Raw genomic sequence first — 19,180 nt, 5'->3', positions numbered from 1 at the left:
GATCTTTCTGATACCCCGTCGCCTCATCGACAAGCGCGATAATACCGACCCTAGCAAAACCCCTGACCAGAAGCTCGGCTTGATCAGCAATTTTACTTTGGCGCGCCGGAAGCTTGCCGCTGAGTCTCGCAGCAAGTATGGAATCGCATATTTCCGCAAGCATGGTAGCGGGATAGCCGTAAGCAAAGCCGCCACCTGAACCGTGGACAAATTTTATGGGGTCCTTCAGTGAGCTCAGCACAGCGTCTGAAACATATTCAACCAGAGCTGAACTTTCCATCAAGGCGGTCAGCCTATCGCTGCTGCTGTACGCTGATCCTCGACTTATACCTATACCGGACATTACTCCACGCTGAGAAAGAATTCGTGATCCATCCTCTAGGACGTAGCAGGGTATCTCTATGTCCCCAATACGGAGAGGGTGATCAGCCGAGCCGTGAGTTGCCTTGGGTAACTTTGCAATCTCCTGCTTTGCTAGGGCAGCATTTCTTGCGATCTCCTTGCGCCGCTCAGGGGTGAGCGAGCTAGCCCGCGCAGCTGCGCCTTTTGCTTTTCCTGTTGGTTCAGCACCGCTCATAACTACCTCAAATCAAGGAATTGAGCTTGCAAACTATCATATTTATGTTTATTTGCAAGCAGTATGCTTGCAAATAAACATCGGTGTTGCACCGCCGCAGGATCTCACCCCTCTCTACAAATCCCCGCCACGCCACCTACTCAGCCCCGGCTCGCAAAATCCTTCCCGCCTTCACGTCATTAGCATAAGCCGTCAGCCGGTCTTCATCCGCCTGAAACACGGCGCGCATTCTCAGCAATGCCTGGGCATCTGGCTCATTGCCCGCCAGGCTCAGCCGCTCAGCGATCCGCAACAGCTCGACCGCCGACCACTTCAGATCGGAAGCAGCACCCTGGAGGTCGCGACTCAAGTCTTGCTCTGGCTTGTTTAATCCCATGAAAACCCCTAATCGCCCGACCTTCGCCCAAGCCTTCCGTTTTTCAAGCTGTTTGCGCGATTGCGCAGTATGGATTCATTTTTTTTGACCGACAGAATCATCTTCTCCATCAACTTAGCGACGGGCTCATTACAACCTTGAATCATTTCGAGCGAAAGCACTAAAAGGTCACCCGCCACCTGCTGTAGGTCGTCAGCTGCCTGGTTGAGATCGCTTTCTAAAGAAGTGTTTTTTGGTAGTTTCCGCAAGGCGCCGCCCCATAAAGAAAATCAATCGAATTATACCGAAAGCAAGTCACCGGAAAAACGCGACAATCGTGCCCAAGGCCTGGCTCGCGAAAGCGAAGCGCGCGCTGAAGCTTGGCCATCCTATTTTGTTCAAATATGTTCCGTGAACGGCTAAACGCTAGATTCGGCGGAAAGCTCACCGCAGCGCAGCTCGACGGCCTGCTCGAACACTAGATACAGCGCCTCGATGTCGGCTGGCCGCAGGGCTCGCAACCGCTCAATCCCTAGAACGAAACCCTCTGCCCGAAGACCTGCACGCTCAGCTCCCTCTCGGCCGGATGAGCGCTTGATTGTGTCCAGCAAGCTCTCGACTTCCTGTCGGACTAAAGTGGGCAGCGCCATGTCGTCAGGGATCATGTTCTCACCACCTTGACTATCATTCTTCGGCATATAGAGGCTCAATCAACTCAACCCCCTGATTCCTCGTATTCCCCACGGCTGCCGACACCTTGAACCACTCAAAGACCTCCGTTGGCTCACCCTGAAACAAGGCCATCTGCTCAGCACGTTCCTTGGGCGTAGCCGAATCAAGCCACTCCCTGGCTAATTCCGGCGATAGCACAACCGGCCTGCGGTCATGCACATCAACCATTCCACCTTCGCTGTCGGCGGTGATGATCACGAAGCCGTCATCGTCACGCGGTTCTTCCCTGGGGAATTGGCCGATGGCAGCACACAGGATCGGCGCCCCGTCGCGGCGCCGGATCAGATAGGGCTGTTTCTTCGGCCCACCTTCATCGACCCATTCAAACCAGCCATCAACAGGTGCAATGGCGCGGTTAGGCCAGGCATTACGAAAGAAAGGCCCGTTGGCGACTTTTTCGACTCTGGCATTGATCGGAGCTGCGCGGTCTTTGGCCCAGAACGGTCGCCATCCCCAGCGCACACGATCCGCTCGCAAGGTCTCGCCATCCATGTGGAGAAGGGCGACTTGAGTGGTTGGCGCAACGTTGTAGCATTCGAAAGGCAAATCGCCCGTGGTGTTGACCATAGGATTCGGCATGCTCAGCGTTGCAACGAAATCATGGGTGCCGCGGTACTGCGTCAGTCGTCCGCACATGCTGAAAGCTCCGGTCAATGGCTCTCACTGTCGACAGTGGGGGGTGAGCTTAAGTTTGCCTCAATTCGTTTGCGCAGTTCGAACAACGCCTTTTCGGCTGTACATTTCTGATCGAAGTATAGGTGCGCTTTTTCGCTGGACATCGTCAGGCTATTCACCTTGTTTCCGAGGTTTGAACAGCTCAAATAGCATTCAGATAGTCGCTTCGACGCCAACGCTAGCTCCGCTGCTACCTGGCTATGCATCTCCACCAGTTTGGCAATGTTCTGCCTGGCCTTACGATTTTCCACTGTCAGTTCTTCAATTTCGGCTGTGAGCAGGATAGCGTGCTGCTTCCACATTTCGACAGGCGTAGGAATGCCGAGGCATCCGAATTCATCATCGGCGTCCATGGTCTTGCTCTTTGGTTTGTGCTGGTTGGATGTACAGTAATCGAGAAAGTGATTGGACGCCATTCGGGGTGACGAGATGTAGCAAAGGGAGGGGATGCATTTGGCAGAAAGCCAGGAGGCGGGGCGGAGGGTAGTGGGTCGGGGAGATCCGGACTGCTAGCGGGATCTTTCCCCAAAACTATCGCGTAAGTGATTGAAATCTAACGACCTCATATGAACGTATTCGTACGCGTTTATAGGCAAGTAAAACCGATTAACTATTTGATTTTAATAGTTATTATGGTTTTTACGTATCAGTTGTAGCGAGCTACTACGTGGTTATAAGGGCACGTGGTATTTACTTGATCGCTCCCCGTAGTAACCCCGTATTACCCACCTGCCGGCACCCCGATTAAACTGCTCTCAACCCAACAAGAGCGAACCTGGTCATGTCCTTTGTCAGCGAAAATCAGCCCGGCGTCTGCCTGGCACCCGATGCAGTCACTCAGGATTACGTGTTCAACCACACCATGTTGCGGGTTAAAGATCCTCAGCGTTCACTGGATTTTTATAGCCGTGTGCTGGGTATGCGGCTGCTACGCAAGGTGGATTTTCCGGAGGCCAGGTTTTCGCTGATGTTCCTGGCCATGACCAGGGGCGAAGAGGTGCCGGAAGAGTCGGGCGCGCGTCAGGTGTATACCTTCGGCCGTGAGTCAGTGCTGGAGTTGACGCATAACTGGGGCACGGAAAGCGATGGTTCGCAGTACCACAACGGCAATCAAGACCCACGTGGTTTTGGTCATATCTGCTTTTCTGTGCCGGACATCGAAGCCGCTTGTGTGCGCTTCGATGCCTTGCAGGTGCCCTTCGTCAAACGTCTGGACAAGGGCATGAAGCACGTGGCCTTTATCAGTGATCCAGACAACTACTGGATTGAGATCGTCCAGGCAGACTTGTTGGCAAATCTCGGTAACAACTGAACCTCGGATCAGGCGTCTGATTCAGTCAGCGCCGCATACACCAATGTGCGCAGTTCTCGTCGAATCGGATAAGCGTTCGACGGGATCAACTGGGTCATGAATACCACTGCAATGTCCTCCACTGGATCAATCCAGAATCCGGTAGAGGCCATGCCGCCCCAGAAGAATTCACCCTGTGAACCATTGTTCATGGTACGGGCCTGGTTGATCGTTACAGCGAAACCCAAGCCAAACCCCAGACCGTCCACCAAGGACTCGCTGAACGGCGAATTCGACATTTCTCCTAACTCTTTGCCGCCCGGCAGGTGGTTCATGGTCATCAGCTTCAGGGTTTTCGGGCTGACGATCCGTACCCCTTCAAGCTCGCCGCCGTTAAGCAGCATGCGGCTGAAGCGCATGTAGTCGTCAGCAGTCGAGACCAGACCGCCGCCGCCTGACTTGGTGGCCGGTTCGGTCAGGAAATGGCTGGTGGCCGGATCGTCTTGCAGCACCACGTTGCCTTGTTGATTGAGGACGTAACAGGCAGTTAAGCGCTGCTGTTGGGCTTCAGGGACGAAAAAGCCGGTGTCGACCATATTCAGGGGTTCGAAGACCCGTTTGCGGAGGAAAGCCTCGAATGGCATGCCCGAAATGACTTGCACCAGATAACCCAGGACGTCGGTAGACACCGAATAATTCCAGGTATCGCCGGGATCGAATTCAAGCGGCACGCGGGCCAGGGTCGCGACGAATTCCTCGAGTCCGCCCTTGGTATTAACGCCATCCAGCTTTAACTCGCGATAGGCAGCATCAACGTTGCTGCGTTGCTGAAAGCCATAGGTAAGGCCCGACGTGTGACGTAGCAGGTCAATAACGCGCATTGCCTGTGCCGGCTTGCGGGTCTGGAACGCACCGGTCAGCCCGGCTTGAAACACACCCAGCCCAGCCCAGGAGGGGATGTAGCGCGCCACGGGGTCGTCGAGTGCGACTTTGCCTTCCTCGACGAGCATCATGAAGGCGATGGAAGTAATCGGCTTGGTCATCGAGTAAATACGAAAAAGGCTGTCGGCTTTTAATGGCAGACCGCGCTCTACATCCGCTGAACCCAGCACCGACGTATAAGCCAACTGGCCGCGGCGCCAAATCTGGGTGAGGGCGCAAGGCAATTTGCCGCTGTCGATGTATTTTTCCTGAATGAAGGCATCGATTCGCGCCAATCGTTCGGAAGACAGTCCTACGGATTCTGGGGTTGTCAAAGGTGGGTTCTCCAGTCGTTGATATCGAGACGAATCATTCAGGGGCAAACCTTGGTCTTACGGAATCCTGAGGCCGCACCAATTGGCGCCATTACCTCATCTGAACCAATTCGATAAACGCATTCAAATTGGGCGAGCGCACGCCGTTGCGCCAGACCAGCCACGTCGTCAGGTGACGAAATTTTTCTTCCATGGGGTACGCATTGACGCTACTGCTACCGGGCATGCTTTCCAGCATGCTGAGCGGGATCATGGCTACACCAGCCCCCGCCGTCACGCAGGCAAGCATGCCGTGGTACGACTCGATTTCGAAGATTTTCCCCGGTGCTGCCTGGTCGGACATGAACCATTGTTCAAAATGCCGTCGGTATGAGCAGTTGGCGCGAAACGCATAGATTGTTCTGCCATTGACGTCCTGCGGGCGGGTCACGGGCGGGTGGCCGGCGGCGGTGATCACGACCATTTCCTCCTCGAACACCTCAACACCTTCAAGGTTCGGGTGTCGCAACGGACCATCGGTGAACGCCGCGCTTAAACGTCCAGACAATACGCCTTCGATCATGTCCCCTGACGGGCCCGTGGAAAAGTCCAACTCAACCTTGGGGTAGCGTTGGTGAAACGCCGCCAACACTGAAGGAATACGCACTGCTGCGGTACTTTCCAGTGAACCCAAGGTGAAACTGCCCTGTGGTTCGCTGCCCGAGGCCGCCTGTTTCGCTTCATCCACCAGGTCGAGGATACGCCGTGCGTAATCAAGAAAGGTCCAGCCGGTGGCCGACAGCCGTAAACGCAGTTTTTCGCGAATGAACAAATCGACGCCCAGTTCTTGCTCCAACTGTTTGATTCGCGTGGTGAGGTTCGAAGGCACCCGGTGCAAACGTTGCGCGGCAGCGCTGATACTGCCGTCTTCGGCCACCGCTTTAAACAGCTCGAGTTGGGTCAGGTCCATGATTCGATCTAATGCCTTCTCTTAAAAAGAATGATTCTGTGATTATTATTCATTATTAAGTTGTGTCAACTCAGCCTACCGTAGGCCTCAACTTCCATCAACGGTGCGTTTCACTTACCGCTCGATGGCTTGAACTGACATGAGGAGTTTGCACATGACCGCTTCCACATTCCCCCAGCACGCGATTTCGCTCAACCCTACCACTGGCGAAACGATTGCGCAGTACCCCTTCGAAAACGCCGCCGAACTGGAGCAAGCGCTGGTGCGCACCACCAAAGGTTTCAAAGCCTGGCGTGCGGTTTCTATCGCTGATCGTGCCGCTGTGCTGCTGAAAATGGCCAAAGCATTGCGCCGCGCGCTTGAACCCATGGCGCGGATGGCGGCATTGGAGATGGGCAAGCCGGTGGCCCAAGGCCGGGCGGAAGTCGAAAAGTGTGCGGCGTTGTGCGAGTGGTATGCCGAACAGGGTCCAGCGATTCTGCAGCCGGAAAAAACCATGGTGGAAAACGATAAAGCTTACGTGTCCTATCTGCCGCTGGGTCCGGTGTTGGCGGTGATGCCGTGGAACTTCCCCATGTGGCAGGTGCTACGCGGCGCGGTGCCGATTATTCTGGCCGGCAATAGTTATGTGCTTAAACATGCGCCGAACATCATGGGCTGCGCCTATTTGTTGCGCGACGCGTGGGTAGAGGCCGGCTTACCGGAAGGTGTATTCGAAGTGCTTAACGTCACCCCCGAAGGCGTGTCGGTAGCCATAGCCGACCCGCGGATTGCTGCAGTCGCGGTCACCGGTAGCGTGCGTGCCGGTTCAGCCATTGCTTCCCAGGCGGGCGCGGCGCTGAAGAAATGTATTCTGGAACTGGGTGGCTCCGATCCGTTTATCGTGCTCGCTGACGCAGACCTGGATGAAGCCGTCAAAGCCGCCACCGCAGGTCGTTTCCAAAACAGTGGCCAAGTATGCGTTGCCGCCAAACGAATCATTGTCGAAGAAAGCGTGCTTGAGCCGTTCACCGAGAAATTCCTGGCCGCGGTCAAGGCGCTCAAGGTGGGCGATCCACTGGCCGAAGACACTTACATCGGCCCAATGGCGCGCTATGACTTGCGCGATGAGCTGGACGCTCAGGTGCAAGCGACCCTCGCCGAAGGGGCGCAACTGCTTTATGGCGGCCATAAAATTTCGGGGGAGGGCAACTACTATGCACCGACCGTATTGACCAACGTTCGTCCCGGAATGACCTCCTTCGTACAAGAGTTGTTCGGCCCGGTTGCTTCGCTGATTTGCGCCCGCGACGCTGAACATGCCATCGAGTTAGCCAATGACAGCGAGTTTGGACTGGCGGGCAGCGTATGGACGGCCGATGTAGAATTGGCGAAATGTATTGCCGCACGTCTGGAAACCGGAGGCGTGTTTATCAACGGTTACACCGCCTCAGACCCCCGCGTACCGATCGGCGGCGTGAAAAAAAGCGGTTTCGGTCGTGAGTTGTCACACTTTGGCCTGCATGAGTTCTGCAACGCGCAGACCGTATGGGTTGACCGCCGCTAGGTAGCCGTTTACGAAAAGCTGCCTCGCCTGGCATACACCCTGCCGGTCGAGGCTTTTTGCTGTCCAGTGGCCTCGTTCGGAACTTGTTCGAGAATTAACCCTCAATAGCGCAATACGTGTGACCTGAACGGCTAAATCCCCTTCACAGTTGGACGTTTGAATAAGTGCGCAGGTACCATTGCGTCCAGGTCAGTAAAGCGTTGTCTGGAACGGTTCGCCTTCGCATTTTCAAGTGCAGCGCCGTGCCTTGAACCTTTGATGTGGCGAGTATGGCAATACCATTATTGTCGGTTTAAGGCGGAGGGCGAATGAAGCTACAACGGGATATCGAGTTGGGAGAACCTTTCTACCGTCGGCAGATGGAAGAAACCCAACGCCGTTCACTGTCGACTGATGGCCTGTGGATACATGCGTTGTGGCTTGTGCCTGTTCTGGTATTGGCGACCATCGCGCGTTTCTACGGTTTGACCCGAACTGCAATCTGGTGCGATGAAGGCTCCAGCCTGCTGATGAGTCAATATTCCCCCGCACTGACTTGGTTTCACAGCGCCCACGACGTTCATCCCCCTCTTTATTACCTGCTGCTGCACGCCTGGATGAGCCTGTTCGGCGACGGCATCTTTTCGATTCGGGCCATGAGTGCTTTGCCCGGCGTTGCCACGGTCGGCCTGGCGTTCTGGTTGATGCGCATGGTCGCCACCCCGCGCGCTGCCGTCCTCGGCGGCATCTTGTTGGCGTTGATGCCGATTACCGTGCGTTACAGCCAGGAAGTACGCATGTATTCCCTGATGGGTTTTTGGTTGATGGGCGCCACCGTTGCGCTGGTCTATTGGGTCAAAAACCCCGATCGCCAGCGGTATCTGGTTATTTACGCGCTGCTGATGACCGCTAGCTTCTATACCCATTACTTCACCTGCCTCTGCGTATTGGCCCACTGGTCTTACTTGCTGGCGCTGCGCTGCAAGTCGGACGACAAACTCAAGCTGCTCACCCGTCCGGCATGGTGGGTGAGCAACGTCGCCATCGTTGCGCTGTATGCCCCGTGGATTCCAAGCCTGGTGGATCAGTTGACGCACCTTGATCAACTGCGGGTGGGGGGTGATGTCGGCTGGATCCCGCCGGTTACATTGGACTCTTTACCGTCGGCGGTCTGGCAGTTCATGACCTTGAAAGACGGCACGGACGTTTGGTTTCCGCTGTACGTACTGATGCCGCTGATGATCGCCGCCGTTGCGGCCGCGGTTGTCTTGCGTGACCGCAGCCATTTGCGCTTCAACGCGTTGCTGGTGTCGTACACGTTTCTGCCGGTGTTGGTGATTTTTGCGGTGTCGTTCTTCACGCCGCTATTGGTCGAACGCTATTTAATGTTTGCTGCCATTGGCTTGCCGCTGGTTCTGGCGGTTGCCATTGATCAGCTTGAGCGGAGCTTTCGGGTTCTGGCCATCGGCTTGTTAGTCGCAGTATTGGGGTTAGAAGCGGTCGGTCTGAAAAATGACTACAGCGTCGATGCCGATCAATTCGATGTGCTGGTCAACTATGTGAATCAGAATTACGTTGCGGGGGACCGGATTGTGGTCAGTGATTTGTTCTGGTATTTCGGCTACGTCTATTACAACAAGACTGGCGCACAGCCATTGCTCTACACGCCATCATTGCCCGATGGCGGCTCTGGCCGTCCTAATGCCTACGGGTTCGGCACCTTGGTCGACGAGAACGCGGATAAAATCTACGTTGACCGCCTGCAAGCGGTGCCCAAAGGTACGGGACGAGTGTGGCTGATCAGCGGAAGCTACGCGCCGGATGACTTCCACTCCATTCCGAATAATTGGAACAAGGAAAAAGAGTTCAAAGTCGGAGACACCGAAGCTCGCTTGTACACCGTTCGTTGACGCAGAGGCACCGTTCCATACCTGATCTGGTGCCAACCTGGAGATTGGATTCGAGTCCGTTCAAAGAAGCGTCTTAAAAAAAGGGCTGATTAATCAGCCCATTTTTTTCGACCCGCTACGACTTTTCAGTCCTCGGCGGTCGGGTAGTCCACATAGCCTTCTGGCCCTTGGCTGTACCAGGTTTGCATGACGTCTTCGTTGAGCGGCAAATTCTTTGCGAATCGATACGGCAGGTCGGGATTGGCCAGGAACGGGCGACCGAACGCGATGCCGTCGGCTTCACCGGCAGCCAATGTCGCCTGGGCGCGCGCAAAGGTGTAATCGGAATTCAAGAACAGCTTGCCGCTGAAGGCCTTGCGAATCACTGGATGCACTGGAGGACGATCGGCTTTGCCAAACGTGCCGGCAAAGTTGGGTTCGCGCAGTTCAAGGTAGGCGATGCCGATTTTATCCAGCGCGGCAGCTGCCGCGCCAAACAGCGCTTCTGGATCGCTGTCGTTGACGCCTTGGGAGTCGCCGTTGGGCGACAAACGTACGCCGGTGCGCTCGGCGCCGACGGTATCGGCAACCCGTTGAGTCACTTCTACCAACAGACGGATGCGATTTTCGATGGAACCGCCGTATTCGTCTTTGCGGAAGTTGGTGTTGTCGCGCAGGAACTGGTCAATCAGGTAGCCGTTAGCCGCGTGAATCTCCACGCCGTCAAACCCTGCGGCCATGGCATTTTTTGCGGCCTTGGTGTAATCGTCGAGCAGGCGTTTAATATCCTCGATGCTCAACGGCCGCGCTTGTGCATAGGGTTGCTTGCCGTCATAGGTATGCGCGCTGCCCGGTGCCGTGGTGGCCGAAGAGGATACTGGCTGCGCACCGCCGAGAAAGCTTGGATGAACGATGCGGCCCATGTGCCATAGTTGCAGATCAATGCGTCCACCGGCCTTGTGAACCGCATCGGTTACCCTTTTCCAGGCGTGAACTTGCTCGTCGCTCCATATCCCTGGGGCGTAAGGCCAACCAAGGCCTTCCTGACTGATCCCTGTGGCTTCGGTGATGATCAGCCCGGCACTGGCGCGCTGCGCATAATATTCGATCATCAACTCGGTAGGCACATGCTCGCGGGTCGCACGGCCACGGGTCAACGGCGCCATCAACACGCGGTTAGGCGCAGATAGGGTGCCGATTTTCAACGGATCAAAAAGAGAGGGCATTCAGAATTTCCTTTTACAAAGCGTTTTAGAAAGGAATCATCGAAAACAATGCGCCATGCATTTCTGCTGCGCTCGTCAATACGATGCCAAAAGCCCTGGAAAGTTGTGCATTCGTAGGGGCCAATCGGTTGGAAGGTCCATCGACTTATCGCAGCCTGGGTGAACGTGCCACCGTTATTAACCCCGGCGCGGACGAGACACCACTGACTCGATATTCTTGCGGCCAATCAATTGCGTGCGTGGAGAGGCCGGTTCCACAACGGGCTCTGCCAGCCATTTGTACATCACCAGGCAATCTACCAGCCCTAGCCGGGCATGTTGATACGCACGGGGCAAGCGTCCAACTGTTTCAAAGCCCAGGGTGTGCCACAGCGCGACGGCTACTTCGTTGCTGGCGACCACTGAGTTGAACTGCATGGCCAAAAAGCCGCTGTCACGCGCCAGTTGTTGCGAGTGTTCGCACATCATCCGGGCAACGCCACGCCCACGGGCGGTCTCGCTGACCATGTAGCCGCAATTGCTGACATGGCTGCCGGGACCGGCGGCATTGGCCTTGAGGTAATAACTGCCGAGCAACACGCCATCATCTTCAGCGATCAGCGTGTGCAACGGGGCATTTAGCCACAACTGAAGCGCTTGCTCCTCGGTGGTTGCCGGGTCGTAGGCATAGGTTTCCCGGGCAATGACGACTGCCTGAAAGGTCGGCCAGAAGCGTGGGAAATCTGCGGCGGTCATAGGGCGAATCTGGATCATGGTGCTCTCTGCAAATCTGCCTGGAAATTGGCTGCCAATCAGTCTGGCAGCCTTCCAGCAAAACTTAAACGGCTGCTGTAACGATGATTTCCACTAACAGGTCAGGGTCATCGAATGCGACTTGGCAGGTCGCACGGGCGGGCCGGCCAGCGTCACCCAACCAAGCGGTCCATTCGGCGTTCATGGCATCGACGTCGCGGGCCATGTCAGACATCCATATTTGTACCGACAACAAGCGCTGACGGTCAGTGCCAGCGAGTGCCAGCACTTCGTCAATTCGCGCCAAGGTCTGGCGTGTTTGCCCGCTGATGTCTTGGGTGCAGTCAGCGGGCGCCACGCCGGCCAGCCAGGCGACGCCGTTATGGACTACTACACGGCTAAGTTTCGCGTTGCTCTCTTGGCGTTGAATCGAACTCATGGCACAGGTTCCTTTGGTCAGTTTTGGGTAGGTTTTGAGTCAATGCTCAGTGGCCAGTTCGGCCAGCGTGATGGGTTTAAGGGGAGGGCGGATACGGTAATATCCGACGTCCGATGGCGTCATGTCGTGGGCGGCAGCCAGTAGTTCGGTGACGGCCAGCCCACACATACGACCCTGGCAAGGTCCCATGCCGCAGCGGCCGAAGGCTTTGGTCTGGTTGGGACCAAGGCAGCCAAGCGCGGCATAACCGCGAATGTCGCCTGCGGTGACTTCCTCACAGCGGCACACCACCGTGGCGTTTGCCGGGCGGCGAAATTCCTCCTGCGGGCGATAGAGCGTTTCCAGCAAAGGCCGTATGCAGCGATAGCGCCGTAGGGCTTTAAGCAAAGGAGCCGTACGATGGCCGGCGTCTTTTGCGGATAAACGCTGCAACGAAAGTGCGACGCCAATGGCCACGACCTGTCCCTGCAAATACGCGGCTTGGGCGCCGTCGATACCTGCCGCGTCGCCCGCGATGAAGCAACCGGGGACGCTGAGTTCGCCCCATGCGTTCTGTTGCGCGATCCAACACAATTGGCGTTCATCCCAACGGTGCGTGGCGCCCAACGCCAGCGTCGGTTGCGTATTGGGGACGATGCCTTGGTGCAGCAGTATCAGCTCGCTGGCAATGCGAAGGGTCCGACCGCCGACTTCAAAGGACAACGCTTCAGCAGACGTTACGCCTTCAACCGACAGTTTTGTTGCGCCTCGATACCACGCAATTCCCGCACGGCGGATCGCACTTATATAGCCGATGCCCTTGGCCAACTGCCGCCAGCCCGCGAACGCTGCTGGCAAATGACGTAACGCGCCGCCCAGGTCACGACGGCTACTGGTGTCCACCAATGCAGTGATTTTTATTCCGGCCTGCAGGTACTGCCAGGCCAGTAAGTAGAGCAGGGGGCCGCTGCCGGCCAGCACCACGTTGCTGGCTGGCACTTGACCTGAACTCTTGAACAACACCTGACCCGCGCCTGCGGTCATGACCCCGGGCAAGGTCCAGCCGGGAATCGGCATGGGGCGCTCGTAGGCGCCGCAACAGAAAATTACCCGTTGCGCCTGAACCACCCGTGCGTTGCCCGCGACTAAATAGTGCACACGCCGCTCGGCAGTGATTAACCACACGCTGGCGCCGGGCACGTAATCCACTCCACTGGCAAGAAACTCGCGAACCAATGCCGCGCCCCCTTGATAGTCCGTACCCAGCAACGCTTGGCGAGCCGCAGGGGCATGCCTCACGCCGCGATAAATCTGGCCGCCGGGGCTGTGCTGCTCATCGAGCACCCGGACTTGCAAACCCAACGCTCGAGCCTGATGCGCGGCGGCCAATCCGGCAGGGCCAGCGCCAATAATGACCACCTCGATGGTTTCAATCATTACGGTCTTCCTCGATGTTGCCAGCGTGGTGGCTGTGAACCTCAAGGCCAGGATGAACCACCACCTGACAGGCTTGGCGCGAGACGCCATCGATCTCTACTAAACAGTCGAAGCACACACCCATCATGCAAAATGCCGTACGCGGCGCGCGGCTGACCGGGGTGGTTCGGGTCTTGCGAATGCCAGCCGCAATCAGTGCCGCAGCCAGTGATACCGTTGCGGGCACCTGCAAAGAAACGCCATCGAACTCAATAGCCACAGTGTTTGCTGTGTGCTCAAGGCTGCGGAACAGCGGGTCACTGCACATGGCTCGCTCCATTATCAGGGGGACTCGCGGCAAATCGTCGATCACTGAACACTTCCAGACCCGACGGGGCTTCACCTCCGGCGATCCATGGGGCAATCCGATAGACGTGGGCGGCCGCCAGGGTTACCCCGCTGTGGCAAGTGACCGCGTACACGCCGGGGCAGTCGACGGACTGTTGATAAATCGGGTAGCCATCCGGGCTTAACACCCGCAAGGCGCCCCAGGCCCTGACTACATTGATCCCGGCCAACCGGGGGAAACAGGTGACTGCGCGTCGGGCCAGTTCCGCCATGACGCTGACGCTGGTGTCATCATTCAAACCCGCAGCTTCATGGGAGTCGCCCAATTGGACGCTGCCCTCGGCGGTTTGCCGCACGTAATTGGTCGGGTAGTCGAGAAACGGCGCAATCCGTTCGGTGACCAGAATCTGCCCTCGGTTGGGCTTTACCGGTACATCAAGTCCGACTTGCGCAGCCAACGTTTGATTACCTAAACCGGCCGCCAGCACTACCTTATCCGCCAGCCATTGCTGGGTGGTGCCCTCTAAGCAATAGCCATCGCCGGATCGAGTAATGCCCGTGACGTGGCGTCCGGTTTCAATCATCACGCCGCGTTTTTGCGCCGCGACGCTCAAGGCCCGCAGCAATAACAGCGGATTGACGTGGCCATCGGCGGGCGAGTAGCAGGCGCCGACAATGTCCGGGCCTACGCCAGGTAACCGTCGACGTAAACTGACCGGGTCCAGCACTTCGTAGGGGTAGTCGCCGTCCAGGGCTTCGTGCAACCAGCGCAGACGTTCACTTTCTTCAGCCAATTCGGCGTCGCTCAGGCACAGCAAAAAGCCACCGGGCTGGCGCAGCTGCACGTTGATATCGGTGGCATGCAGCAAGTCTTTCGCCAGTTGCGGCCACAAAACCGACGAGGTTCGGGTCCAGCGGGCATACTCGGGGTTGCCGTAGCCTTTGCCCTGCACCCACACCAAACCAAAATTGCCCCGAGCTGCACGCCAGGCACGGTCGCCTTCATCCAGCAGGCGCACCTTGGCACCGCTGCACGCCAGCCCGTAAGCGACGGCCAATCCCACCAGCCCTCCGCCTACGACCACTACCGAGTCGACACTCATTGAAACTGCTCCTTTGCGCCCATAACGGATATTCATTCCATCTGTGGGAGCTGTCACTGATTCGGTGTCACATCCAGTTTCAGCCATTTTTCGGATAATTTTTTCAAGGTGCCGTCGGCCACGGCGGCGGTAATCGCCTGGTCGAAGTGTGCTTTCAACTCGCTGTCGCCTTTACGAAGGCCGACAGCGATACCAGGCCCAAACACGCCACCGGCGAAGATGGGGCCAGCCAATTTCGTACCTTGCATGTCCGCTTGGCCGGTGGCCTGTTTCAATACCACGGCATTGGCCAACACGGCATCGATACGGCCGCTCAATAGATCAAGGTTGTGCGCATCGACGGTTTTGTATTCCCGCACTTCAACGATGTCAGACAGGTATTTCGCGGCGAACGCCGAGGCGGTGGTTGAGCCTTGGACGCCCAACACTTTGCCTTTGAGCAGCGGTTTCATCTGTTCAACCAAGGCTTTGGCGCCCGCTTCGTTCTGGTCCAGGTTGATCACCGCCTGAGCCCCTGGCAGCGCTGCCAGCGAGCCTTTGTCCATCACCAGAAAGCTATTCAGCGGTGCCGCGTAGGGCCGGCTGAAAGCAATCACTTCCTGGCGCTTTTCGGTGATGCTCATGCCGGCCATGATTGCATCGAATTTGCCCGCATTGAGTGACGGAATCAGGCCATCCCAGTCCTGCGCAGTGATTTCGCAACGCACCTGCATCCGCGTACAAAGGTCATGGGCCAGATCAATCTCGAAGCCGTCCACTTGGCCGCCGGGACGAATGAAGTTCCAAGGGGCGTAAGCGCCCTCGGTGACAATCTTCAATACCGGCTGTTCCGCCGCCTGAACTCCTGTGCCTGACAAACACACCGCCAGCACACTTCCCAGCATTACTTTCCACGACATGGCATTTCCCCAGCAGGTTATCGGACGGTTTTTCATCGTTAACGCCTAGCCCTTGCAGCCCGGTTCATCCGCGACTCAAGCAGTGCAATGCAGCGTGTAATCAGGAAGTTGAGGGTCAGGTAAATCGCTCCGGCGCAGAGGAAAACTTCCACCGGCCGGTAGCTTTCAGAGATCAATTTGGCGGCGATGCCCGTGACTTCCATCAAGGTCACAATCGACGCCAGGGACGTCGACTTGACCATCAAAATGATTTCGTTGCCGTAGGCGGGTAGCATTTGGCGCCACGCCAGCGGCAGGATCACGTAGCGCCAGATTTGCGTGCGCGTCATGCCCAACGCGATGGCGGCTTCCTTGGGTCCGCGTGCCACCGAGAGCACGCCTCCGCGCAGAATCTCACTGGCGTAAGCGGCGGTATTCAGCGTCAGGGCTAACAATGCGCACCAGTACGCGTCGCGCAGGTATGTCCAGGCGAAGCTTTCCCGCAGCCAGGCAAATTGGCCGAAGCCGTAATAGAAAATGAACAATTGCACCAGCAACGGCGTGCCGCGGAATACCTCGACAAACACCCGAGCCGGGTAGTCCAGTGCGCGCCGTCCTGACAAGCGCATGGCACACACCAACCAAGCGAGGAAAAAACCAGCGAGGCAGGAAAAGCCAGCCAATTTCAACGTCAGCGGCAAGCCGCGCAGTAGCCGTTGAAAGCAGTCGAGCAAAAAGACCCAATCCATTAACTTCTCCCCATGGGACGCGCCAGCCGTCGTTCAAGGCGGCGTAAACCGTGGCCGCTGAGCAGCGTGACAAACAGGTACAAAGCACCTGCAGCCAGGTAGAAGTAAAACGGTTGATGGGTTGCGCCTGCGCCGATTTGCGCTTGGCGCATCAGTTCGACGACACCGACCACGGAGATCAGGGCCGACTCTTTCAGCACCAATAGCCAGACGTTGCCCAATCCCGGCAGCGCATGCAGCAAGGTCTGCGGGACCACGATCAACAGCAGCAAGCGCCAGCCCGAAAGCCCCAATGCCCGTGCGGCTTCGATGGTGCCGCCCGGAACGCAACCGAACGCGCCACGCAGGACTTCAATCTGGTAAGCGCCGGAGACAACGCCGATGGCGACGGTGCCAACGAGGAAGGCCGGTAATCCGAAAAAGCCGCTGATCCCAAACCATTTCGCCACGTCGGTCAGAACCATACTGCTGCCGAAATACATTAGGTAGATCACCAACAAATCGGGAACGCCGCGCAGCACCGTGGTGTAGGCATCCGCCATCAGACGCGGCAACAGCAATGACGACAGCTTGGCCCAGCAGCCCAAACAGCCGATCACCGCGCCGAGCAAGAAACCACATAACGCAATGGCGCAGGTGATGACGGTCGCCCATAACAGGTCGACGGCCCAGCCATTGACGCCGAAACCCATTAATTGCCAGAAGGACACAACACGCTCCCGACTCACCAACGTGAGCAGCGGATACGGCAGAGACGAAGAGAGCGGACAACCCGCGAGCAACCGCTTAGCGGCCGCCTAATAATTTTTCTGGGGCCAATTTCTCATTGTTGCTGCATGATCCATAATCACTTTTCGAGGTTTCGAAATGACCAAATGTTATGGAGGCATGAGTGAGGCTTAACCTGAGGCAAGTCGAAGCGTTCCATGCGGTGATGCGCACAGGCAGCATGACCGGCGCTGCGGACCTGATGGCCATTACCCAGCCTGCGGTCACTCGGTTGATTCGCGATTTCGAAGAGGCCGTTTCGTTCGCGTTGTTCGAGCGACGTGGCAACCAACTGCTGCCAACCGCAGGGGCCACGGCGTTAGTGGCTGAGGTGGACCGTTCCTTCATCGGTCTGGAGCGTATTGCTCGCCTCGCGGTCGGCATTCGTCAGCACACGGCGGGGTCATTACGAATCGCGGCCATGCCCGCTGTGGCCAATACCCTTCTACCGATGTTCCTGGCGGACTTTCTCGCGACCCGACCACAGCTTCAGGTCACGTTACTGGGCGTGCCTTCACATTTGGTGGCGGAGATGATTGCCGCCGGGCAAGCGGATATTGGCTACGCCGAGGGGCCGCTGGACCGTCATGGCCTGGACATCCAGTCGGTGCCGCTGGCGTCTGTTGTTGTGCTGCCGCAAGGGCATCCGCTGACCGCCCATAACATTTTAAGACCGGAGGACCTGGCCAATGAGCAGTTTATCGGTCTCGCTTCCGGGTCATTGTTTGCTGCGGGTGTAGACCTGGCGTTTGCTGAAGTGCCACGCACCATCCGCATCGAGACAGGTCTGTCGTACACCGCATGCGCACTGGTCGCACAAGGGCTGGGGGTTTGCGTGGTCGATCCCAACACCGCCCGGGACTTTGTCGGACGCGGCCTGGAAGTTCGCCCACTGAGCGTCCATATCGACACTGGCTTTTTGGTCATTCGCTCGAAAACCCAGCGAGGCGGCGGCTTGATGGACGTGTTTTCCAGCGAGTTCCTGGCGTATAACGCTGGGCTGGTTGAGCGTCTGGCCGAAGGCCTATAGGCGCTAACAACGACCCATAACTCGTTGTCTTACGAATAAAATCTGTAGGAGCTGCCGAAGGCTGCGATTCGACCGAGAACCGGTTTACCTCGACCCGACCTATCACAGCCTTCGGCAGCTCCAGGTTTCGTGTTTGCTGCACGACAGCGCAGCGTCGAATACGGGGGCGGGCTCTCGTACTGTCATATCTCCTACTGCCAATCCTTGGTGGCCTCGCCCAGCATCTGATTAATCAGCACTCCAAACCGCTGGGCCAGCAGTGTCTGCGGGCGATCGGAGGGCAATAACAGGTAGGTCGGAAAGCTGATTTGCGGCCGAAACGGACGTATCTCGATACCCATGTGCATGTATTCAAGTGCAACCATTGGATTAACGATGCTGACCCCCAACCCCAGTGCCACCAACGAACAGATAGTCGCTGCGAAGGGCGTTTCGACATTCAACTTGCGTTGGTCCCTGGGCTCGGCGAATACACGATCAATGCGCGCCCGTGTGCCGTCGTCATGTATCAAAGACACAAACTCTTCGTCCTTCAAATCCTCGGGGCCAATCGCGGTCAATGCCGCCAGCCTGTGCCCTTTAGCAAACACACAGACCCCAGGAACGTCACACATCAGTTCCGGCCGAACGCCTGGGGTTTGATCGCCGATGTAGGAAGCCAGGCCGAGGTCGCAGAAGTGCGAGGCAGTCCAATGCGCAACCATGGGCGACTCATTGGTATGGATTGAAATCGCCACATCAGGATTTTGCTGGCGAAACCGTTGGATCACTCGGGGCAAGACCGTCAGCGACAACGACGGTACTGCCGCGATGCGCAGCCTGCCGGTGCCAGCGCGCCGAATGTTGTGCGCGGAGTGTTGCAGGCTCTGCAGACCGATAAAGGCCCGCTCGACGTCAGCGAACAACGCTGCCCCTTCATCGGTGGGCAACAATCGCCCGGCGACACGTTCGAATAACTTGAAGCCGCTGCTGCGTTCCAGCTGTGCGATAAGCCGACTGATGTTGGGTTGCGAGGTATGCAGCGACTCCGCCGCGGCGGTCATCGAGCCGCTCAACATTACCGCTCGGAACGCTTCGACTTGCTTGAAGTTCATGGCTAGGCATATCAAATTGGTATGGGCGTCTACTGTATTGTCATTTGTTGACATGAGCCAGAGGCTTTATAACTGATCCCGACACGTCAACTCCCACAGAGGAAAGCGCGACGTCGGCATCACTTGCTACCGCTGCATTCTTTTCAGTTCTGCCCTCGAATTCGTTACG

The 19,180-nt window shown here is 57.1% G+C and carries 20 protein-coding genes and 1 pseudogene; 4 read left to right on the top strand and 17 right to left on the bottom strand.

The features are described from left to right. The 5 genes and pseudogenes from JWR17_RS20005 to JWR17_RS19985 all read right to left on the bottom strand — a co-directional run. Positions 1–577 (bottom strand): annotated as a pseudogene (locus JWR17_RS20005) (hypothetical protein); the annotation flags it as partial. A gap of 136 nt (positions 578–713) precedes the next feature. Continuing rightward, a complete protein-coding gene (locus JWR17_RS20000; RefSeq protein WP_299834068.1) occupies positions 714–953 on the bottom strand; it encodes a hypothetical protein in 240 nt (79 codons plus the stop codon). 398 nt (positions 954–1,351) lie between these two features. Next, entirely contained in the window at positions 1,352–1,630 is a 279-nt protein-coding gene (locus JWR17_RS19995; RefSeq protein ID WP_299834066.1) for a hypothetical protein, read from the bottom strand. Next, on the bottom strand, positions 1,617–2,300 hold the full coding sequence (locus tag JWR17_RS19990; protein ID WP_299834064.1) for an SOS response-associated peptidase family protein: 684 nt from the start codon (positions 2,298–2,300) through the stop codon (positions 1,617–1,619). The genes JWR17_RS19995 and JWR17_RS19990 overlap by 14 nt, the downstream gene beginning before the upstream one ends. A 14-nt stretch (positions 2,301–2,314) precedes the next feature. Then, positions 2,315–2,692 carry a hypothetical protein gene (locus JWR17_RS19985; RefSeq protein ID WP_299834062.1) on the bottom strand — a complete coding sequence of 126 codons (378 nt, stop codon included), beginning with the start codon at positions 2,690–2,692 and terminating at the stop codon, positions 2,315–2,317. Positions 2,693–3,120: 428 nt separating this feature from the next. On the opposite strand from JWR17_RS19985, the gene gloA reads away from it, so the two are divergent. Next, positions 3,121–3,651 (top strand): lactoylglutathione lyase, encoded by a 531-nt coding sequence (gloA, locus tag JWR17_RS19980; RefSeq protein WP_299834059.1) that lies wholly within the window; start codon positions 3,121–3,123, stop codon positions 3,649–3,651. A gap of 8 nt (positions 3,652–3,659) precedes the next feature. Here gloA and JWR17_RS19975 read toward each other — a convergent pair whose 3' ends face one another. Both JWR17_RS19975 and JWR17_RS19970 read right to left on the bottom strand, forming a co-directional pair. Further along, positions 3,660–4,886 carry a serine hydrolase gene (locus JWR17_RS19975; RefSeq protein ID WP_299834057.1) on the bottom strand — a complete coding sequence of 409 codons (1,227 nt, stop codon included), beginning with the start codon at positions 4,884–4,886 and terminating at the stop codon, positions 3,660–3,662. 91 nt (positions 4,887–4,977) lie between these two features. After that, positions 4,978–5,835, bottom strand: coding sequence for a LysR family transcriptional regulator (locus JWR17_RS19970; protein WP_299834055.1), 858 nt, complete (start codon positions 5,833–5,835; stop codon positions 4,978–4,980). A 154-nt stretch (positions 5,836–5,989) separates the two neighbouring features. Here JWR17_RS19970 and JWR17_RS19965 point away from each other — a divergent pair, with 154 nt between their 5' ends. Both JWR17_RS19965 and JWR17_RS19960 read left to right on the top strand, forming a co-directional pair. Beyond that, the gene (locus JWR17_RS19965; RefSeq protein WP_299834053.1) at positions 5,990–7,381 is read left to right on the top strand and encodes an aldehyde dehydrogenase family protein; all 1,392 of its coding nucleotides are present in this window, start codon (positions 5,990–5,992) and stop codon (positions 7,379–7,381) included. Between the two features lie 308 nt (positions 7,382–7,689). Next, positions 7,690–9,270: a glycosyltransferase family 39 protein gene (locus JWR17_RS19960; protein WP_299834049.1), complete on the top strand. Its 1,581-nt coding sequence runs from the start codon at positions 7,690–7,692 to the stop codon at positions 9,268–9,270. 125 nt (positions 9,271–9,395) lie between these two features. Here JWR17_RS19960 and JWR17_RS19955 read toward each other — a convergent pair whose 3' ends face one another. The 9 genes from JWR17_RS19955 to JWR17_RS19915 form a co-directional block, all read right to left on the bottom strand. Further along, complete coding sequence (locus tag JWR17_RS19955; RefSeq protein ID WP_299834047.1) at positions 9,396–10,475, bottom strand: alkene reductase; 1,080 nt, start codon at positions 10,473–10,475, stop codon at positions 9,396–9,398. Positions 10,476–10,652: 177 nt separating this feature from the next. Continuing rightward, positions 10,653–11,228: an N-acetyltransferase gene (locus JWR17_RS19950; protein WP_299834045.1), complete on the bottom strand. Its 576-nt coding sequence runs from the start codon at positions 11,226–11,228 to the stop codon at positions 10,653–10,655. Positions 11,229–11,292: 64 nt separating this feature from the next. Continuing rightward, positions 11,293–11,646 (bottom strand): RidA family protein, encoded by a 354-nt coding sequence (locus tag JWR17_RS19945; RefSeq protein WP_299834043.1) that lies wholly within the window; start codon positions 11,644–11,646, stop codon positions 11,293–11,295. A 39-nt stretch (positions 11,647–11,685) separates the two neighbouring features. Next, positions 11,686–13,062: an NAD(P)/FAD-dependent oxidoreductase gene (locus JWR17_RS19940; RefSeq protein WP_299834041.1), complete on the bottom strand. Its 1,377-nt coding sequence runs from the start codon at positions 13,060–13,062 to the stop codon at positions 11,686–11,688. Then, entirely contained in the window at positions 13,055–13,369 is a 315-nt protein-coding gene (locus JWR17_RS19935) for a 2Fe-2S iron-sulfur cluster-binding protein (RefSeq protein ID WP_299834039.1), read from the bottom strand. Before JWR17_RS19935 ends, JWR17_RS19940 begins: the two co-directional genes overlap by 8 nt. Beyond that, positions 13,359–14,492, bottom strand: coding sequence for an FAD-dependent oxidoreductase (locus JWR17_RS19930; RefSeq protein ID WP_299834037.1), 1,134 nt, complete (start codon positions 14,490–14,492; stop codon positions 13,359–13,361). Before JWR17_RS19930 ends, JWR17_RS19935 begins: the two co-directional genes overlap by 11 nt. A 53-nt stretch (positions 14,493–14,545) precedes the next feature. Next, positions 14,546–15,391, bottom strand: coding sequence for a transporter substrate-binding domain-containing protein (locus JWR17_RS19925; protein ID WP_299834035.1), 846 nt, complete (start codon positions 15,389–15,391; stop codon positions 14,546–14,548). 38 nt (positions 15,392–15,429) lie between these two features. Further along, the gene (locus JWR17_RS19920; protein ID WP_299834032.1) at positions 15,430–16,119 is read right to left on the bottom strand and encodes an ABC transporter permease; all 690 of its coding nucleotides are present in this window, start codon (positions 16,117–16,119) and stop codon (positions 15,430–15,432) included. Further along, positions 16,119–16,829, bottom strand: a complete 711-nt coding sequence (locus JWR17_RS19915) for an ABC transporter permease subunit (protein ID WP_299834029.1) — start codon at positions 16,827–16,829, stop codon at positions 16,119–16,121. The genes JWR17_RS19920 and JWR17_RS19915 overlap by 1 nt, the downstream gene beginning before the upstream one ends. Before the next feature lie 182 nt (positions 16,830–17,011). Here JWR17_RS19915 and JWR17_RS19910 point away from each other — a divergent pair, with 182 nt between their 5' ends. Next, positions 17,012–17,917 (top strand): LysR substrate-binding domain-containing protein, encoded by a 906-nt coding sequence (locus JWR17_RS19910; protein ID WP_299834028.1) that lies wholly within the window; start codon positions 17,012–17,014, stop codon positions 17,915–17,917. A 191-nt stretch (positions 17,918–18,108) separates the two neighbouring features. Here the strand turns inward: JWR17_RS19910 and JWR17_RS19905 are convergent, their stop codons facing one another. Further along, a complete protein-coding gene (locus JWR17_RS19905; RefSeq protein ID WP_299834026.1) occupies positions 18,109–19,011 on the bottom strand; it encodes a LysR substrate-binding domain-containing protein in 903 nt (300 codons plus the stop codon). Between the last annotated feature and the right edge of the window lie 169 nt (positions 19,012–19,180).

The sequence above is a fragment of the Pseudomonas sp. genome (assembly GCF_028293835.1).
GTDB lineage: Bacteria > Pseudomonadota > Gammaproteobacteria > Pseudomonadales > Pseudomonadaceae > Aquipseudomonas.
This window is presented reverse-complemented; position numbering and strand designations above follow the sequence as displayed.

Excerpts from the sequence above, each read along its gene's own strand:
- JWR17_RS19920 (WP_299834032.1), bottom strand. The coding sequence starts at position 16,119 with ATGGATTGGGTCTTTTTGCTCGACTGCTTTCAACGGCTACTGCGCGGC.
- JWR17_RS19970 (WP_299834055.1), bottom strand. The coding sequence starts at position 5,835 with ATGGACCTGACCCAACTCGAGCTGTTTAAAGCGGTGGCCGAAGACGGC.
- JWR17_RS20000 (WP_299834068.1), bottom strand. The coding sequence starts at position 953 with ATGGGATTAAACAAGCCAGAGCAAGACTTGAGTCGCGACCTCCAGGGT.
- JWR17_RS19950 (WP_299834045.1), bottom strand. The coding sequence starts at position 11,228 with ATGATCCAGATTCGCCCTATGACCGCCGCAGATTTCCCACGCTTCTGG.
- JWR17_RS19930 (WP_299834037.1), bottom strand. The coding sequence starts at position 14,492 with ATGAGTGTCGACTCGGTAGTGGTCGTAGGCGGAGGGCTGGTGGGATTG.
- JWR17_RS19955 (WP_299834047.1), bottom strand. The coding sequence starts at position 10,475 with ATGCCCTCTCTTTTTGATCCGTTGAAAATCGGCACCCTATCTGCGCCT.
- JWR17_RS19935 (WP_299834039.1), bottom strand. The coding sequence starts at position 13,369 with ATGTGCAGTGACCCGCTGTTCCGCAGCCTTGAGCACACAGCAAACACT.
- JWR17_RS19960 (WP_299834049.1), top strand. The coding sequence starts at position 7,690 with ATGAAGCTACAACGGGATATCGAGTTGGGAGAACCTTTCTACCGTCGG.
- JWR17_RS19965 (WP_299834053.1), top strand. The coding sequence starts at position 5,990 with ATGACCGCTTCCACATTCCCCCAGCACGCGATTTCGCTCAACCCTACC.
- JWR17_RS19925 (WP_299834035.1), bottom strand. The coding sequence starts at position 15,391 with ATGTCGTGGAAAGTAATGCTGGGAAGTGTGCTGGCGGTGTGTTTGTCA.
- gloA (WP_299834059.1), top strand. The coding sequence starts at position 3,121 with ATGTCCTTTGTCAGCGAAAATCAGCCCGGCGTCTGCCTGGCACCCGAT.
- JWR17_RS19995 (WP_299834066.1), bottom strand. The coding sequence starts at position 1,630 with ATGCCGAAGAATGATAGTCAAGGTGGTGAGAACATGATCCCTGACGAC.
- JWR17_RS19990 (WP_299834064.1), bottom strand. The coding sequence starts at position 2,300 with ATGTGCGGACGACTGACGCAGTACCGCGGCACCCATGATTTCGTTGCA.
- JWR17_RS19945 (WP_299834043.1), bottom strand. The coding sequence starts at position 11,646 with ATGAGTTCGATTCAACGCCAAGAGAGCAACGCGAAACTTAGCCGTGTA.
- JWR17_RS19940 (WP_299834041.1), bottom strand. The coding sequence starts at position 13,062 with ATGATTGAAACCATCGAGGTGGTCATTATTGGCGCTGGCCCTGCCGGA.
- JWR17_RS19905 (WP_299834026.1), bottom strand. The coding sequence starts at position 19,011 with ATGAACTTCAAGCAAGTCGAAGCGTTCCGAGCGGTAATGTTGAGCGGC.
- JWR17_RS19985 (WP_299834062.1), bottom strand. The coding sequence starts at position 2,692 with ATGGACGCCGATGATGAATTCGGATGCCTCGGCATTCCTACGCCTGTC.